Here is a 16831-nt window from a genome sequence, read left to right on the forward strand (position 1 = left end):
CGCCGATCAGCGTCCCGCCCCCGTTCTGTCTGCCCGGACTCAGCCCTTGTTGCGCGGCGGGGCCTCGCCCAGCTCGCTGGAGGTGACGACGATCCCGCCCTGGACGGCCGGGTCGCCCTGGCCCTCCGCGGCGGCGACCAGGTCGAGCGGGCCGGTGACGCGGCCGGCGGCCTTGACGTCCTCGACCGCGGTCTCGACCGCCGTCAGCGAGCCGGCCGGGACGGCCAGCGAGGCCGCGACGATCGGCGTACGCATCGACGCCTTGGCCTCGGACTTCACCTTGCGCAGCGCGGCGAGCGCGTGCCCGGCGGCCGCGAGGTCGGCCGGGTCGGCGGCCCCGCCGGCCGCGCGCAGCGGCTCGGCCACGGGCCACGGCGCGCGGTGCACCGAACCCTCGCGCCACCAGGACCAGACCTCTTCCGTGGCGAACGGGAGGTAGGGCGCCAGCAGGCGGAGCATGGTGTCGAGCGCGATGGCCAGGGCGGTGCGGGCCGAGGCCGTCTCCGGCGTGATGTCCGCGGCGTCGGCGCCCGCGCCGTACGCACGGTCCTTGACGAGCTCGAGGTAGTCGTCGCAGAACGTCCAGAAGAACGTCTCCGTCAGCTCGAGCGCGCGGGTGTGGTCGTAGGCCTCCAGCGCGGCCGTGGCCTGCTCGACCACGCCGGCCAGGCCCGCGAGCATCGACCGGTCCAGGGAGACCGTGACCGCCGCCGGGTCGAGCGCGATCTCGCTGCCCGCGCCGCCGCCGAACGACAGCGCGAACTTCGAGGCGTTGAGGACCTTGATCGCCAGGCGGCGACCGATCTTCATCTGACCCACCTCGAACGCCGCGTCGGTGCCCAGGCGGGCCGAGGCCGCCCAGTACCGCACCGCGTCCGAGCCGTGCTCCACGAGCAGGTCCATCGGCGTGACGACGTTGCCCTTGGACTTGGACATCTTCTTGCGGTCCGGGTCGAGGATCCAGCCGCTGATCGTCGCGTTCTTCCAGGGCAGCACCTTGTTCTCCAGGTGCGAGCGCACCACGGTGGAGAACAGCCACGTGCGGATGATGTCCTGGCCCTGGGGGCGCAGGTCCATCGGGTACACGCGCTCGAAGAGGTCCTGGTCCCGCTCCCAGCCGCCGACGATCTGCGGGGTCAGGGACGAGGTTGCCCAGGTGTCCATGACGTCCGCGTCGCCCACGAAGCCGCCGGCCTGGCCGCGCTGCTCCTCGGTGTAACCGGCGGGCGCCTGCGACGTCGGGTCGACGGGCAGGGCCTCCTCGGCCGGGACGATCGGGTGGTCGTAGTCGACCTCGCCCGACGCGTCGACCGGGTACCACAGCGGGATCGCGACGCCGAAGAAGCGCTGGCGGCTGACCAGCCAGTCACCGTTCAGGCCGTTGACCCAGTTCTGGTAGCGCACCCGCATGAAGTCCGGGTGGAAGTCGAGCTCCTTGCCGCGGGCCAGCAGCTCCTCGCGCAGCTCCTGGTCGCGGCCGCCGTTGCGGATGTACCACTGGCGCGAGGTCACGATCTCGAGGGGCTTGTCGCCCTTCTCGAAGAAGTTGGCCTTGCGCTGGGTCGCCACGGGCTCGGTCGGCATGTCGCCCGACGCGGTGAGCGCCTCGACGATGGCCTTGCGTGCGCTGAAGGTCGTCTTGCCCGCGACCTCGGCCTCGAACAGCTCCGCGCCCGCGCTGCCGGTGAGCCACTCCGGCAGCTCACGCGTGATGCGGCCGTCGCGGTTGATGATCGAGCGCGTCGGGAGCTGCAGCTCGCGCCACCACTGCACGTCGGTGAGGTCACCGAAGGTGCAGCACATCGCGATGCCGGCGCCCTTGTCGGGCTCCGCCAGGTGGTGCGCCAGGACCGGGATCTCGACCCCGAACAGCGGGGACGTCACGGTGGTGCCGAACAGGTGCTGGTAGCGCTCGTCGTCCGGGTGCGCGATGAGCGCGACCGCGGCGGGGATCAGCTCGGGGCGCGTGGTCTCGATGTAGACCGGCTCGCCGTCGGGCTTGTGGAACGCGACCTTGTGGAAGTGTCCGGGGTAGTCGCGGGCCTCCAGCTCGGCCTGGGCCACGGCGGTCTGGAACGTGACGTCCCAGAGGCCGGGGGCCTCGGCCTGGTAGGCCTCGCCGCGCTGGAAGTTGCGGACGAACGCCCGCTGCGCCGTGGCCCGCGAGGAGTCGCTGATGGTCTGGTAGGTCTGCGCCCAGTCCACGGAGACGCCGAGGCGCCGCCAGAGCACCTCGAACTCCTTCTCGTCCTCGGCCGTCAGCCGCTCGCAGAGCTCGATGAAGTTGCGCCGGCTGACCGGGACCTGGTCGGCGGCCTTGACGTTCTTGTCGGTGCCCTCGAACGGCGGCGTGAAGTCGGGGTCGTAGGGCAGGGAGAGGTCCACGCGCACGCCGTAGTAGTTCTGCACGCGGCGCTCGGTGGGCAGGCCGTTGTCGTCCCAGCCCATGGGGTAGAAGACCTCGAGGCCGCGCATGCGCTTGAAGCGGGCCACGATGTCGGTGTGCGTGTAGCTGAACACGTGCCCCACGTGCAGGGAGCCCGACACCGTCGGCGGCGGGGTGTCGATCGAGAAGACCTCGGCACGGGTCTTGGTGCGGTCGAAGGCGAAGGTCTGCTCGGCGGTCCAGCGCTCGTCGAACTTGGCCTCGAGGCCGTCCGCACTGACCTTGTCCGGTACCTCCTTGACCACCGCGCGTACGACCTCGGCGCCCGGTACCGCGGCGGCGGCAGGGGTCGGTGTCGTGTCAGGTGCGGGTGTGGTCGCAGCCGGGTCCGTCGGCCCGGTGGAGGCGGGAATGCTCATGCGCACCAGTGTCCCAGATTCGAGCAACCCGAAGCGCACGTTTTCCACAGGTCGCGACGGCCGTGCGTGCGGGGTGCGCCGGCGAGACGTCCGCCACAGATTCTTCGAGATGGTCGATAGGTGCCAGAGGCATGCACTATGGTTCTGCCTGGCCCAGAACCGGGCACACCGGTCAGGGCGGTCATCGTGGCCGTCCGACGCTCTCCAGGAGACGAATCGTGCGCATGTCGTGTTGTCGGTGCTCGCCGCACCGCCCCGTCATGTCCCGTCGTACCTAGGAGTCCCATGTCGCTCGACCGCTCCGACGAGCTGGTCGCGCCGACCGCACCGGCCGGCAGCGCCGCCGTCGTCCGCCGCGCGTCCCTGTGGCGCCGCCTGGCCCGGGACCGGTTCGCCCTGGTGGGCGCCGTCGTCGTCGTGCTCTATGCGCTCGTCGCGCTGGCCGCGCCCCTGATCACCCGGGCGCTCGGCGTGGACCCCTACACCTACGACCTCGACGCGCTCGGGCCCACCGGCGCGCCGGCCGGCCCGCTGGGCGGCGTCAGCGCGGAGCACTGGTTCGGCGTCGAGCCGCTGACGGGCCGGGACCTGTTCGCCATCGTGGTCATGGGCTCGCGCACGTCGCTCCTGGTCGGCCTCGGGGCCACCGTCGTCGCCATGCTGGTCGGGACGGTGCTGGGCCTGGTCGCGGGCTACTTCGGCGGCTGGGTGGACTGGGTGGTGGCCCGGCTGATCGACGTCCTCATCGGGCTGCCAGCGCTCGTGTTCATGATCGCCGTCGGCGCCGTCGCGCCCGACTGGTTCCCCCGCCTGCTGCTCCTGGTGCTCGTGATCGGGCTGTTCGGCTGGTCGTCGATCGCCCGCGTGGTGCGCGGCCAGGTCATGGCGCTGCGCGCCTCCGGGTTCGTGCGCGCCTCCCAGGCCCTGGGCGCCTCGCACGCGCACGTGCTGTTCCGGCAGGTGCTGCCCAACCTCGCCTCGACCGTCGTGGTGTTCACGACCATCTCCATCCCGGGCGCGATCGGGTCGGAGGCCGCGCTGTCGTTCCTCGGCGTCGGCGTGCCGCCACCCACGCCGTCGTGGGGCCGGTCGATCGGCGACGCCGTCACCTGGTTCTCCGTGGACCCCGTCTACCTGCTGTTCCCGGGGCTCGCGCTGTTCGGCGTCACCCTCGCGTTCAACGCGTTCGGCGACGGCCTGCGCGACGCGCTCGACCCGCGGGGCGGCGGCCCGCGGCGCCGCCGGCGGCGCGGAGGTGCCCGATGACGCTCCTCAAGTTCCTGGGGACCCGGCTCGCGACGCTCGCGTTCGTGCTGCTCACGGTCTCGTTCCTCACCTACGCGCTGTTCGTGCTGCTGCCCGCCGACCCGGCGCAGCTCGCCTGCGGCCGGCCCTGCACGCCCGAGCGGCTGGAGACGGCGCGGGCGTTCATGGGGCTCGACAAGTCCGTCGTCGAGCAGTGGTGGGAGTTCGTGCGCGGCGTGTTCACCGGCCGCACCTTCGGCTCCGCGGGCGCGACCATCGACTGCCCGCAGCCGTGCCTCGGCTACTCCTTCGTCCGGAACGCGCCGGTCACCGAGCTCATCGTGGGACGGTTCCCCGTGACGGCGTCGATCGCGATCGGCGCGGCGGTGCTCTGGCTCGTCGTGGGTGTGGGCGCAGGGGCAGTGGCCGCGGTGCGCCGCGGCACGGCCCTGGACCGCGGGCTCATGATCGGGGCGATCACGGGCGTCTCCGCGCCGAGCTACCTGGTGGGCCTGCTCGGCATCCTGCTGTTCGGCTTCACGCTCGACATGGTCCCGGTGTCCGGCTACGTGCCGTTCGCCCAGAGCCCGGTGGACTGGGCGTGGCACCTGGTGCTGCCGTGGTCGGTGCTGGCCCTGCTGTCCGCGGCCGTCTACACGCGGCTGACGCGCTCACAGATGCTGGAGGAGCTCGGCTCGCCGTACGTCCGCACCGCGCGCGCCAAGGGCATCACGGAGGGCCGGGTCGTCACCCGGCACGCGCTGCGCAACGCGGCGATCCCCGTGGTCACGCTCTTCGCACTGGACCTCGGCGCGCTGCTCGGCGGGACCGTCATCACCGAGCGGGTGTTCTCGATGCCCGGCATCGGCGCCCTGCTCATGGAGGCGGTCGGCGCCACCGACGTGCCGCTGCTGGTGGGCGTCACGGTGTTCACCGCGGCCATCGTGGTGATCGCGAACCTGGCGGTCGACGTCGTCTACGGCGTGCTCGACCCGCGGGTGCGGCGCGGAGGGAGAACCCGATGACCCGCCGATGTCGTCGGTGACGTCCGACCCCGTACCCTGCGGGACCCCGTGTCCCGTCCTGCCGTAGCACCCCAGAACTCCGCAGCACCTCGTAGAGACGAGAAGGACCAGATGAACCACGCTCCACGCACCACCCGCAGGCCCGCCCGCCGGGTGGCGGTCGCCGGCATCGCCGTCGCCGCCACGCTCGCGCTGACGGCCTGCAACGCCAACTCGCAGCCGGGCGCGGCCTCGAGCGACGAGGCGACCGCCGTCCAGCAGGGTGGCGAGCTGCACATCCTCACCGCCAGCCCCGCCATCAACTGGGACCCGGCCACCAGCCAGAACCTCGCGATCACCACGCTCGGCCTGGTCGAGCGCCGGCTCACCGCGTGGCAGACCAACGCCGACGGCACCACCGAGGTGGTCCCGGACCTCGCGACGGACACCGGCACGCCGTCGGACGACGGGGCGAGCTGGACCTACACGCTGAAGGACGGCCTGAAGTTCGAGGACGGCACGCCGATCACCTCGGCCGACGTCAAGTACTCCGTGGAGCGCTCGTTCGCCCCCGAGCTGTCGGGCGGCCTGAGCTACCACAAGAACCTGCTCGAGGGCGCCGACGAGTACAGCGGCCCGTACCAGGGCGACGAGCTCGACTCGATCGAGACGCCGGACGACAAGACGATCGTCTTCCACCTGGACAGCGCGTACGGCGACTGGCCGTGGATCGTCTCGATGCCGGCGTTCGGCGCCGTCCCCGAGGCCAAGGACGACATCCAGACCTACACGACCCAGCCCGTCGCCACCGGCCCCTACCGGGTGGCGGACACCGTCGAGGGCACCTCGGTGACCCTGGAGCGCAACCCCGAGTGGGACCCGGCCACGGACGACGCCCGCACCGCCGGCCCGGACTCGGTGGTCTTCGAGCTCAGCCAGGACGAGACGGTCGTGGCCCAGCGCCTCATCGCCGACTCCGGTGCCGACGCCTCGGCGTTCGGCGCCACGTTCGTGCCGCCCGCACAGCTGGCGCAGGTCCAGCAGGGCCCGGCCAAGGACCGCCTGGTCACCTCCGGCCCCGGGGCGCTCGCGTACCTCGCGATCAACACCGAGGCCGACGGCCTGGACGACCTCGACGTCCGCAAGGCGATCAGCCTGGCCGTGGACAAGAACGCGTACCGCGTCGCGTCCGGCGGCGAGATCGCCGGCGACTTCGCGACCACGCTGGTCACGCCCGGCATCCCGGGCCGCGAGGAGTACTCGAACGGCGTGAACGACGCGGCCCCGGAGGGCGACGTCGAGCAGGCCGAGAAGCTGCTGGACGACGCCGGCTGGTCGGGCCGCGAGCTGCGCCTCGTCGTGACCGACGACGCCCCGTCGCTCGCCCAGGCGCAGGCGATCCAGCAGGGTCTGGAGCGGGCCGGCCTGAAGGTCAAGATCGTGCCGCAGGCCGAGGACGTGTGGACCGAGACGGTCACGCAGGGTGACGGCTCGAAGTACGACCTCACGCTGTCGTCGTGGCAGCCGGACTTCCCGAGCGCGAACGGCAACATCCAGCCGCTGTTCGACTCCTCGCAGGTCGGCGACGGCGGGTACAACCTGGCCCGCTACAGCAACCCGGACGCTGACGACCTGATCGAGCGCGCGACCGAGGAGACCGACGTCGACGCCGCGGCCAAGCTGTGGGTCGAGGCCGACCAGCTCATCCTGGGCGACGCCCCGGTGGTGCCGCTGATCTACACGAAGAACTCGTTCCTGCACGGTTCGAAGGTCGAGAACTTCCGGATCCCGGACTTCCCGGCCTACCCGAACTACCTCCAGGTCTCGCTGGCTCCGTGAGCAGCGCCCTGGTGACCGACGGGCAGCCCCTCCTGCAGGTGGAGGGGCTGTCCGTCGTGTTCGACGACGCCGCGCGGCCCGCCGTCGACGGCGTGTCCTGGGCGCTGCGCCCGGGGCGGGTGACCGCCCTGGTGGGCGAGTCCGGCTCGGGCAAGACGGTGTCCGCGATGGCGGTGCTGGGCCTACTGCCCGACGCCGCGGCGGTGGGCGGGTCGATCCGGCTGGGTGGGTCGTTCGGTGGCGGTGGCGGTGCCGGATCCGGTGGCGACGTGGGATCTGGTGCCGGCGCCGGATCCGGTGCCGACGCCGGATCCGGAGGAGCGGCGACCGAGCTGGTCGGCGCGTCGTCGGAGACCTTCCGCCAGGTGCGCGGCGCGGTGCTCTCGCTCGTCTCGCAGGAGCCGATGAGCGCCTGGAACCCCGTGCTGACGATCGGCGACCAGGTCGCCGAGGCGCTGCGGGCGCACCGGCGCGGACCGGACCGGCCGAGCCGGCGGGCGGCGCACGAACGGGTGCTGGAGCTGCTGGCCGAGGTCGGGCTGCGCGACCCGGAGCGGGTGGCCGCCGCGTACCCGCACCAGCTCTCCGGCGGTCAGCTCCAGCGCGCGCTCGTCGCGATGGGGCTGTCGCAGGATCCGGTGGCGATCATCGCGGACGAGCCGACGACGGCGCTGGACGTGACCGTCCAGGCCGGGATCCTCGACCTGCTGCGCGGGCTGCGGGACGAGCGCGGTACGGCCGTGCTGCTCATCACGCACGACATGGGCGTGGTGGCCGACCTCGCGGACGACGTGGTGGTGATGCGCGACGGGCGGATCGTGGAGGCCGCGCCGGTGCGCGAGCTGTTCGCGGCGCCGCGCGAGGAGTACACGCGCACGCTGCTCGCGGCGGTGCCGCGGCTGGGCGAGCCGGCGGCGGTGGTGGAGACCGCTGGGAAGGGGCTGCGGGTCGAGGCGGTGCCTGGCGCGGAGGCGGAGCCGCGGGACGCGCGCGCCGCGAACGCGTCGGGCGGCGTCGTGCTGCTCGACGACGTCACCGTGACCTACGGCGGCCGGCATCCCGTGGTCGCGGCCGACGGCGTCACGCTCTCGATCGGCCGGGGCGAGGTGCTGGGCCTGGTGGGGGAGTCGGGCTCGGGCAAGTCGACCCTCGGTCAGGTGGTCGCGGGGCTGCTGCGGCCGACGTCGGGCCGCGCGGTCGTGGACGGCGTCGACCTGGCGCGTGCGTCGCGCCGGGAGCGGGCCGAGCGCCGTCGGGCCACGGGCGTGGTGTTCCAGGACCCGGCCTCGACGCTGAACCCGCGCTGGACCGTGGCGCAGTCGGTCGACGAGCCGCTGCGGCTGCACTCCGGGCTGGACCGGGCCGCCCGGGAAGCCCGCGTGCGCGAGCTGCTGGAGCTGGTCCGGCTCGGTCCCGGGTACGGGTTGCGGTACCCGCACGAGCTGTCCGGAGGGCAGCGGCAGCGGGTCGCGATCGCCCGGGCCGTGGCGCTCGGGCCGCAGGTGCTCGTGGCGGACGAGCCGACGTCCGCCCTTGACGTCTCCGTGCAGGCGCACGTGCTGGACCTGTTCCGGGACCTCCAGACCGAGCTCGGCTTCGCGTGCCTGTTCGTGTCCCACGACCTCGCGGTCGTCGAGCGGGTGGCCGACCGGGTCGCCGTCATGCGGGAGGGTCGCATCGTCGAGACGGGCCCGACGGCGCAGGTGCTGGGCGCGCCCGCCGACCCGTACACGCGGGCGCTCGTGACCGCCGCCCCCGTGGCGGACCCGGACGCGCAGGCGGACCGCCGGGCGGTGCGGGTCTGACCCCGCGCGTCTGACACGGTCAGCCGGCCAGGTGGGACCAGCGCGGCGCCAGGTCGCGCCAGTGCCCGACGGCGGCCATGCGCCCGCCGTCGAGCACCACCACCCGGTCGGCGACGGCGAGGGTCGCCGCGCGCGACGTGGTACCCAGCACCGTGGCGCCCGCCGCGCGCAGGCCGGTCCACACCTCGGCCTCGGTGACGGCGTCGAGGGCGGAGGAGACGTCGTCCACGAGCAGCAGGTCGGAGCCTGTGGCCAGCGCGCGCGCCAGGCCGAGCCGCTGGACCTGGCCGCCCGAGAGCCGCAGGCCGCGGTGCCCGACGATCGTGCCGGTGCCGCCCGCCTCGGCGACGTCCCTGTCGAGCCCGGCGGACCGGACGGGTCCGTCCACCGGGCGCTCGTGGTCGAGCTGCACGTTGTCCGCGACCGTCCCGGAGACGACGTGCGGCACCTGGGCGACGTGCGCGACGCGCGGCGGGCGCAGGAACGTCTGGGGATCGGTGACGGCGGCGCCGTTCCAGGACAACCGCCCGCCGACGTCGACCAGTCCCGACAGCGCGCCGAGCAGGGACGACTTGCCGGAGCCGACCCGGCCGACGACGAGCACCAGGTCGCCGCGCCGCACGGTGAGGTCCACGCCGGAGACGCCGACGGTGCCGTCGTCGTGCGTGGCGGTGACGCCGTCGAGGCGGAGCTCGCGCAGGTGGCCCGGCGCGGCGAGGGCTGCGGCGGCGCGCGAGCCGGCCGGGGTCGCCGTGCCCGCGAACAGGTCGACGTCGTCGGGCACGTCGGCCAGGCGTTCCGTGCCCGCGTACCGGGAGGTGACCTCGACCCAGCGGCGGGCGGACGCGGCGCTGGTGACGAGGGCGCCCAGGCTGTACCCGATCCAGCTGAACGTGCCGATCGACGTGCTGACCAGGAGCGTCGTGCCCAGCGACCACGTCCCCGTCAGGTGCAGCGTCCACGCGAGCACCGTCGCGACGCGGCTCAGCACGGACGGCGCGAGGCCGACCAGGAAGTTGGTCCGCTCCTCCACCAGGGAGGCGTGCACGCGGCGGCCGTCGACCCGGGCGACCTGCGCGAGCACGCCCCCGGTGGCCGACGCGAGCTTGACGGTGCGCACGGAGTCGAGGGCCGAGCCGAGCAGCCGGCCCAGTTCCGCCGCGGCGTCGCCCGCCCGTCGGGCCGCCGCGGCGACCGACCGGCTGCCCAGCACCTGCGCCGCGAACATCACGCCCGCCATGGCCAGGCCGATCGCGCCGGCCAGCCAGCTGCCGCTCAGCACCACCAGGACAGCGAAGGTGATCGGCGCCGTCAGGACCTCGCTCCAGGCCTGGGTGTGGCCCGTGAGGCGGTAGTCCTCCTGTGCCCGCGCAGCGATCTCGCCCGGGGCGTCGCGGACGGTGCGTCGCTGCGCCGTCTGCCCGCGCAGCAGGGAGAGGTGCAGCCGCAGCCGGGAGTCGACCCACCACCGGGTGCTCGTCAGCCGGACCGTCAGGGGCAGCAGGGTGTTGGTCACGATGGCAGCGAGGATGGCGCCGACGAGCAGCCAGGGCGCCGAACCGTGCTCCAGGCCCACGACGGCCGACGCCCACAGCCAGCCGACCACCAGACCGGTCGAGGTGAGGTAGTCGGCCGCCTCGAACACGATCGCCGGGACCAGCATGCCGTGGGGGCGTGCGCGCAGCGTGCTCCAGACCGCCCGCACCATCGACGGCCGCGGGGCGGCCGGGCGGGGGTCGGCGGGCGGAGACCCGGGGGAGGGAGACCCGGCCGCGTGCGGGCCGGCGGCGCCCGCCTTCCTGCCGGCGACGGCACCGGTGCTTTCGCCGTCGGTCCGGGTCGGGTCGGGGGCCACGTCCGTCGCCACGGCGGACTCCGGCGCGGGCACCGGCTCGCCGTCCGCGAGCCCGGCCGCCGCGACCAGCCGGGCGAAGTGCCCGTCCGACGCCGCCAGCCGGTCCCAGGGCCCGTGCTCGACGAGGCGGCCGCCGTCGAGCACGGCTACGGTGTCGGCGTGCCGCGCGGTGGGCAGCCGGTGGGCGACGACGATCGCCGTCCGCCCCGCCAGGAGCGTCCGCGCGGCCAGGGTGACCCGCTCCGCCGTGGCGGGGTCCATGCGCGCGGTGGCCTCGTCGAGCACCACGACGTCGACGTCGCGGACCAGGAGCCGCGCGAAGGCGACGAGCTGCTCCTCGCCCGCGGACAGGGTCACGCCGTCGGGTCCCAGCCGGGTGTCGAGCCCGTCGGGCAGCGACGCGACCCAGGCCGTCAGGCCGAGCGCGTCCACGGCGTGCTCCACCCGGGTCGCAGGGACCGGTGCCCAGAGCGTGATGTTGTCGGCGAGCGTCGCCGCCAGGATCTCGGTGCGCTGCCCGACGACGCCGACCCGCGTGCGCAGCCCGTGCACGTCCAGGCTCGTGACGTCCCGGCCGCCCAGGAACACGCTCCCGGCGGGCGGCTCGACCGCGCGGGACAGCATCTTGGTCACCGTGGTCTTGCCGGACCCCGTACGTCCCACGAGCGCGCAGGTGGTGCCCGCCGGGACAGTCAGGGAGAGAGGGCCCAGGGCGAAGCCCTCGCCGTAGGAGAACGTCAGGTCGCGCAGCTCCACCTCGACCCCGCCCGTGCTGCCGGACCCGGGCGTGCTCCCGCCGGTGCCGGACCGTCCGGGGAACGGGGCGCCGCCCGCGGGCTCCTGGGGCGCGCCGAGCAGGTCGCGCACCCGCTGGAACGTGCCGATCGCCTCCTCGACCCGCGGCAGCAGCCTGCCCAGCACGTCGACCCGGCCCACGAACCCCGTGACCAGGAGCCACAGCGTGACCAGCCGGGCGACGTCGAGCGCGCCGCCGCTCACCGCCCAGACCCCGCCCACGAGCACCGCGCCCACCAGCGCGTCGAGCGGCAGCTCGGTGCGCAGCCGCACGCGCGAGAACGCGACCGACCAGTCCTCCCGGAGCCGGATCTGGCGCGCGGCCAGCTCGGCGTACCGGCGCAGCACGTACCGCTGCCCCTGCGCGGTGCGCAGGTCGTCGCGGGCCGCCACGGCCTCCTCGAACTGCGCCATGTGCTCCGAGCCGGCCTCCGAGGCGCGCCGGCTCAGGTCGCGCAACGGCCGCGCCGACCGGCGAGCGAACACCAGCACGGCCGCCGCGACCAGCGGGAAAGCCACCCAGGCGGGCCACCACACCAGGCCGGCGGCCACCCACCCCACCACGAGGCTGATCGCGGCCTGGCCGAGCGTGATGCCGATCCCGCTGATCGCGCGCGTGAGCCGTTCGGGATCACCGTTGACGCGGTCCAGGAGCTCGCCCACGGCCTGCTCCTCCAGCTCCGGCAGGGGCTGGCCCAGGGCGGCCGCCGCCAGCTCGGACCGCAGCGTGGCCTCCGCGCGGGCGACGCCCCGCTGCACCACCAGCCACGTCACGGCGTCGAACACGATGACCGCCGTGCTCACGACCGCGAGCAGGATCAGGGTGTCCCGGGCCGGGTCCGCGGCCATGTGCCCCGTGACCACCGCGGCGTACGACGACGCGCCCGCCGCCAGCAGCGCGGCCGGGACCGCCACGGCGCCGACCCGCAGCGCGCGGCGGCGCCACGGGCTGTGGCGCTGGTCGCGGGGCAGGCGGAGCCTGCGGCTCGGTCGAGCCGGTACGAGGGGCATGACACGACTCTGCCACCGGACACTGACACTCGACCGGGCCCCGACCGGTCCGTCAGACAAGGGGGAGTGTCGGAGGCGGCGCGTAACGTGGACGACGTGACCCCCTACCGTGAGCTCGCACCGCCGGCCGGCCTGCTGCCGGTCGTCGCCTGCCTGTGGGAGCACGACGCGCCGCCCGGCCACAAGCAGCGGATCATCCCGGACGGCTGCGTCGACCTCGTCCGGATCGACGGCGAGCTCGTGGTCGTCGGCGCCGACACGGGCCCGGTCGTCTCCGGCTCGGGCGCGGCCCCGACGTCGCGCACCAGCGGCATCCGGCTCAGGCCCGGCGCGGCCGGCGCCGTCCTGGGCATCCCGGCGTCCGAGGTACGCGACCAGCGGGTACCGCTCGCGGAGTTGTGGCCCGACGTCGGCCCGGCGCTCGCCGATGCGCTCGACGAGACGGACCCGACCGGGCGCCTCGACCTGCTCGCGCGCACCGTGCTGCGGCGCAGGGCGGAGCGGGACGGGCTCGTCGCGGCCGCCGCGCGGCGGCTCGGCTCGCCGGGCTCGCGCATCTCCGGCGTCGCGCAGGAGCTCGGCGTCAGCGAGCGGCACCTGCACCGGCGCACGGTGGACGCCGTCGGCTACGGACCCAAGATACTTGGGCGGGTGGCGCGGCTGCGGCGGCTGATCGCCCTCTCGGGCGGTGCTCCGGCGTCCCTCGCGGAGCGTGCCGCCGCGGCCGGGTACGCGAGCCAGGCCCACATGTCCGACGAGGTGCGGCGGCTCACCGGCCTCACACCCGTCCGATTTCTGGAAGACGCGACCCTGACCGCCGCCTAGCGTCGATGCCATGAGCACCTCGACGACCATCGACCTCGAAGCCGCCCGGCGGTTCGTCTACGACGACGCCCGCCTGCTGGAACGGCACCGCCTCGCGGTGCTGCTCGACGGCGCCCCGCCCACCCGGGTCCTGGACGCCCTGCGTCCCTACCGCAACGCCGACCACGGCTGGGGCCACGCCCTGGAACCCGACCTGCGCGGGCCGGACAGCCAGGTCTCCGGCGCGCTGTCCGCGCTGGAGGTGCTGGCCGAGCTGGGCACGGCCGCCGACCCCGAGGTGACGACCCTGGCCCGGGAGACCGCCGACTGGCTCGCCGGTGTCGCGTTGCCCGACGGCCGCGCGCCGCACGTGCTGCCCACCGCCGCCGGCTACCCGGCCGCGCCGTGGATGGTGCCGAACGACGGCGGCTTCCTCACCTACGCGATCGCCGGCCACCTGTGGGAGCTGGGCCTGGACCACCCGTGGCTCGACGCCGCGACCGCGTGGTGCTGGAAGCAGCTCGACGCGGAGCTCGCCGTGGACGGGTACACGGTGCTGTTCGCGCTCCGCTTCCTCGACGCCGTGCCCGAGCCGGGCCGCGTCGCGGACGCCGTCGAGCGTCTGCGGCCCGCCCTGCGCGAGGACGGGACCATCTCCGTCTCGGGCGGGGAGGACGACGAGCAGCTCCGGCCGCTGCTGCTGTCCCCGCGGCCCGGCGCGCCCAGCCGGGCGCTGTTCCCGGAGCCGCTGATCGCGGGGGAGCTGGACCGGCTGGAGCGGGAGCAGCTCGACGACGGCGGCTGGGACTTCGACTACCTGCACTGGTCGCCGGGCCAGACCGTGGACGCGCGCGGCCTCGCCACCCTCGGCGCGCTCACGACGCTCCGGGCCCACGGCCGCCTCTGAACCCATCGACCCTCGGCGACGTGTCAGCCGCTCAGGTCACCCGGGGGACCTGAGCGTCTGACACGGCCGGCACCGCGGGCCGTAGGCTGTCCCGCGTGGTGACCATCGGCTATGCCGCGATGCTCGAACAGTTCGCGCCCCGCGAGGCGGTGGAGCTCGCGGCGTTCGCCGAGGCGCACGGCTTCTCCGGCGTCATGGCCGCCGACCACTTCCAGCCCTGGACCCCGCAGCAGGGGCAGGCGGGCTTCGTCTGGAACGTGCTGGCGGCAGCCGCGGAGCACACGACTGGCGACCTCGGGCCGGTGACCGCCCCGACCTTCCGGTGGCACCCGGCGGTGGTGGCGCAGGCGTCGGCGACCCTCGCGGCCATGAACCCCGGGCGGCACTGGCTCGGCGTCGGCTCGGGCGAGGCGCTCAACGAGCACGTGGTGGGCGGCTACTGGCCCGAGGCGGCCGAGCGGATCAACCGCATGTTCGAGGCCGTCGAGATCATCCGGAAGCTGTTCGCCGGGTCCCTCGCGGGCCGCGACGTCAAGCACGCGGGCACCTACTTCAAGCTGGAGTCGACGCGGCTGTGGACCATGCCCGACGTCGCCCCCGAGATCCTGGTCGCCACGGCGGGTCCGGTCACGGCGCGCCGCGCCGGGCGGACGGCGGACGGGCTGATCACCCAGGCCGCGCCCCTGGACCGGATGGCGTCCCTGCTGACCCGGTTCGCGGACGGCGCCCGCGAGTCGGGCCGCGACCCGGCGCGGATGCCCAAGGCGCTCCAGCTCCATCTCTCCTGGGCGCCCACCCACGACGAGGCGGTCGCCAACGCCCTGACCGAGTGGCCGGTCGGCGGCATGCGGTTCCCGCGGTCCGACATCCGCTCGCCGCACGACTTCGCCCAGCTCGCCCGCATGGTCCGGCCCGAGGACTTCGAGGGGCGCCTGCTCGTCTCCGCCGACCCCGACGAGCACCGCGCGTCGATCCAGCGGTACGTCGACCTCGGGTTCGACCGCATCTACCTGCACAACGCCGGTCGCAACCAGCGCGAGTGGATCGAGACGTTCGGGCGCGAGGTGCTGCCCAAGCTGGTGCGGTGACGGACCGCCCGCGCCTCAGGCACCCCGCCGCCCGGCCCCCGCGGCGTCGTCACCGTGCGGCCCAGTACCAGCCCTCGCTGTCCTTGTTCTGCACGGCGACCGAGGCGATCGGCCCGACGTCGGGCAGGGTGACGGTCGCGGTCACGTCGGCCGTGTCCGCGAGGTTGCCGTACGCCCAGAATGTGTCCTGCGCCCCGGCGTCCGCGGCGGTGGCACGGCGGACGGTGCCGTCGGCCCCCACGGCGTAGACCCGGAGCCAGGTGCTCGGCGTCGGGTAGTGGTACGTGGCGTTGCCCACCCCGTTGCACGAGAACGTCAGCGTGGCCTGCTGCCCCTGGACCTGGTCGACGCTCACGGTCCAGCACGAACCCTCGGTGAGGAGCCGGGGGGTGCCCTGCGTCAACGGGTCGCGGGCGCTCCCTTCGCCGTCCGCCGCCGGGACGTCCGTGACCGGTGCGCTCGCCTCAGGGCTCGTGCTGCCGCCCGGCGACTGCTCCGCGGGGTCCTGCGGACCGGCCGTCTCGGACTGGCCCAGGTCGTCGCGCGCAGCGTCGTCCCCCGTGAGCGAGCTCCAGAGGCCGAACCCGGCGCCCGCCAGCACCAGCGCCCCCGCCGTCACGGAGCCCACGGCGAGCAGGAGCCGGCCGCGCCTCGGCCGCGAGGAGCGGCCGCCCGCGGCCGTCCCGGGCCCGGTACCCGCCTTCCCGCGCGCGGACGCCGAGGCCCCGCCCGCCGGGGTGACGAGCGTCGGCGCGGCGCCACCGGGCTGCGGCACGCCCAGCGACTCCAGGATCGCGTCGAGGGTCGGCCGGCGCTCCGGATCCTTGACCAGCAGCGCGTCGAGGAACGGCCGCAGGTACGCGGGGCTGTCCGAGTAGGTCGGGTCCTCCGCCGACACCCGGTACAGGACGACGGCGGGGTGGTCGCCCTCGAAGAGGTGGTTGCCCGTGGCGGCGTAATAGGCCAGGGCGCCGAGGGCCCAGACGTCGGCGGCCGACGTCGCGCGGCTGCCGGTCGCCTGCTCGGGCGCCATGTACATCGGCGTGCCGACGGGCTGCCCGGTCAGGGTCAGCCGCGTCGCGTCGATCGCCGCGACCACGCCCAGGTCGATCAGGCGCGGCCCGTCCGGCCCGAGGATCACGTTGGCCGGCTTGACGTCGCGGTGCACCAGACCGGCGCGGTGGATCTCGTACAGCGCCTCGGCGACGCCCGAGACCAGGTTCAGCACCTCCGCCTCGGCGAGTGGCCCGTTGGCGGCCAGCTCCTGCGACAGGGTGGGCCCGGCCACGTACTCGGTCGCCAGCCAGGGCAGGTCCGCGTCGGCGTCGGCGTCGACCAGGTTCGCGATGAACCGGCTGCGCACCTTGGCCGCAGCGCGCGCCTCGCGCCGGAACCGGGTGCGGAACTCGTCGTCGTCGAGCTGGGCCCCGCGGATCAGCTTGATGGCGACCTGCTGACCCCGGCGCGTGGTCCCGAGGTAGACGTCCCCCATACCGCCGCTGCCGAGCCTGCTGCGGATCCGGAACGGTCCGATAGCGCGTGGTTCGCCGGGGCGCAGGGCTGCCGGTTCCGGTACAGGCGCCGTCCTTCGTGCGGGCGGGTCGTGCAACACCGGACGTTTCCCCCATCGATCGCGGTATCAAACAGACAATTGTGACGAACGCCTGGCAGGG

10 protein-coding genes are annotated in these 16831 nt (G+C 74.4%); 7 read left to right on the top strand and 3 right to left on the bottom strand.

Going from position 1 to position 16831, the window contains the following annotated elements:
* Positions 1-39: 39 nt before the first annotated feature.
* Positions 40-2805 carry a valine--tRNA ligase gene (gene valS / locus ACFWEJ_RS09545; RefSeq protein WP_377228965.1) on the bottom strand — a complete coding sequence of 922 codons (2766 nt, stop codon included), beginning with the start codon at positions 2803-2805 and terminating at the stop codon, positions 40-42.
* 285 nt (positions 2806-3090) lie between these two features.
* Here valS and ACFWEJ_RS09550 point away from each other — a divergent pair, with 285 nt between their 5' ends.
* From ACFWEJ_RS09550 to ACFWEJ_RS09565, 4 genes are all read left to right on the top strand, one after another.
* Entirely contained in the window at positions 3091-4071 is a 981-nt protein-coding gene (locus ACFWEJ_RS09550; RefSeq protein WP_377228966.1) for an ABC transporter permease, read from the top strand.
* Positions 4068-5075 (top strand): ABC transporter permease, encoded by a 1008-nt coding sequence (locus ACFWEJ_RS09555; RefSeq protein WP_377228967.1) that lies wholly within the window; start codon positions 4068-4070, stop codon positions 5073-5075. The genes ACFWEJ_RS09550 and ACFWEJ_RS09555 overlap by 4 nt, the downstream gene beginning before the upstream one ends.
* A 111-nt stretch (positions 5076-5186) precedes the next feature.
* Positions 5187-6893 carry an ABC transporter substrate-binding protein gene (locus ACFWEJ_RS09560; protein ID WP_377228968.1) on the top strand — a complete coding sequence of 569 codons (1707 nt, stop codon included), beginning with the start codon at positions 5187-5189 and terminating at the stop codon, positions 6891-6893.
* Complete coding sequence (locus ACFWEJ_RS09565) at positions 6890-8698, top strand: dipeptide ABC transporter ATP-binding protein (protein WP_377228969.1); 1809 nt, start codon at positions 6890-6892, stop codon at positions 8696-8698. The genes ACFWEJ_RS09560 and ACFWEJ_RS09565 overlap by 4 nt, the downstream gene beginning before the upstream one ends.
* 19 nt (positions 8699-8717) lie before the next feature.
* Here the strand turns inward: ACFWEJ_RS09565 and ACFWEJ_RS09570 are convergent, their stop codons facing one another.
* Positions 8718-12359: an ATP-binding cassette domain-containing protein gene (locus ACFWEJ_RS09570; protein WP_377228970.1), complete on the bottom strand. Its 3642-nt coding sequence runs from the start codon at positions 12357-12359 to the stop codon at positions 8718-8720.
* A gap of 96 nt (positions 12360-12455) precedes the next feature.
* Here ACFWEJ_RS09570 and ACFWEJ_RS09575 point away from each other — a divergent pair, with 96 nt between their 5' ends.
* The 3 genes from ACFWEJ_RS09575 to ACFWEJ_RS09585 all read left to right on the top strand — a co-directional run bounded on the left by ACFWEJ_RS09575 (position 12456) and on the right by ACFWEJ_RS09585 (position 15158).
* Positions 12456-13184 (top strand): DUF6597 domain-containing transcriptional factor, encoded by a 729-nt coding sequence (locus tag ACFWEJ_RS09575; RefSeq protein ID WP_377228971.1) that lies wholly within the window; start codon positions 12456-12458, stop codon positions 13182-13184.
* A gap of 10 nt (positions 13185-13194) precedes the next feature.
* On the top strand, positions 13195-14070 hold the full coding sequence (locus tag ACFWEJ_RS09580) for a hypothetical protein (RefSeq protein WP_377228972.1): 876 nt from the start codon (positions 13195-13197) through the stop codon (positions 14068-14070).
* Positions 14071-14165: 95 nt separating this feature from the next.
* Complete coding sequence (locus ACFWEJ_RS09585; RefSeq protein ID WP_377228973.1) at positions 14166-15158, top strand: TIGR03557 family F420-dependent LLM class oxidoreductase; 993 nt, start codon at positions 14166-14168, stop codon at positions 15156-15158.
* Between the two features lie 49 nt (positions 15159-15207).
* On the opposite strand, the gene ACFWEJ_RS09590 is transcribed toward ACFWEJ_RS09585, so the two are convergent.
* Positions 15208-16770 (bottom strand): protein kinase, encoded by a 1563-nt coding sequence (locus ACFWEJ_RS09590; RefSeq protein ID WP_377228974.1) that lies wholly within the window; start codon positions 16768-16770, stop codon positions 15208-15210.
* Between the last annotated feature and the right edge of the window lie 61 nt (positions 16771-16831).

This window comes from Promicromonospora sp. NPDC060204, assembly GCF_042728455.1.
In the GTDB taxonomy this organism is placed as follows: domain Bacteria; phylum Actinomycetota; class Actinomycetes; order Actinomycetales; family Cellulomonadaceae; genus Promicromonospora.

Bases quoted from the DNA above. Each gene is read 5' to 3' on its own strand.
- valS (WP_377228965.1), bottom strand. From the start codon at position 2,805: ATGAGCATTCCCGCCTCCACCGGGCCGACGGACCCGGCTGCGACCACA.
- ACFWEJ_RS09550 (WP_377228966.1), top strand. From the start codon at position 3,091: ATGTCGCTCGACCGCTCCGACGAGCTGGTCGCGCCGACCGCACCGGCC.
- ACFWEJ_RS09555 (WP_377228967.1), top strand. From the start codon at position 4,068: ATGACGCTCCTCAAGTTCCTGGGGACCCGGCTCGCGACGCTCGCGTTC.
- ACFWEJ_RS09560 (WP_377228968.1), top strand. From the start codon at position 5,187: ATGAACCACGCTCCACGCACCACCCGCAGGCCCGCCCGCCGGGTGGCG.
- ACFWEJ_RS09570 (WP_377228970.1), bottom strand. From the start codon at position 12,359: ATGCCCCTCGTACCGGCTCGACCGAGCCGCAGGCTCCGCCTGCCCCGC.
- ACFWEJ_RS09580 (WP_377228972.1), top strand. From the start codon at position 13,195: ATGAGCACCTCGACGACCATCGACCTCGAAGCCGCCCGGCGGTTCGTC.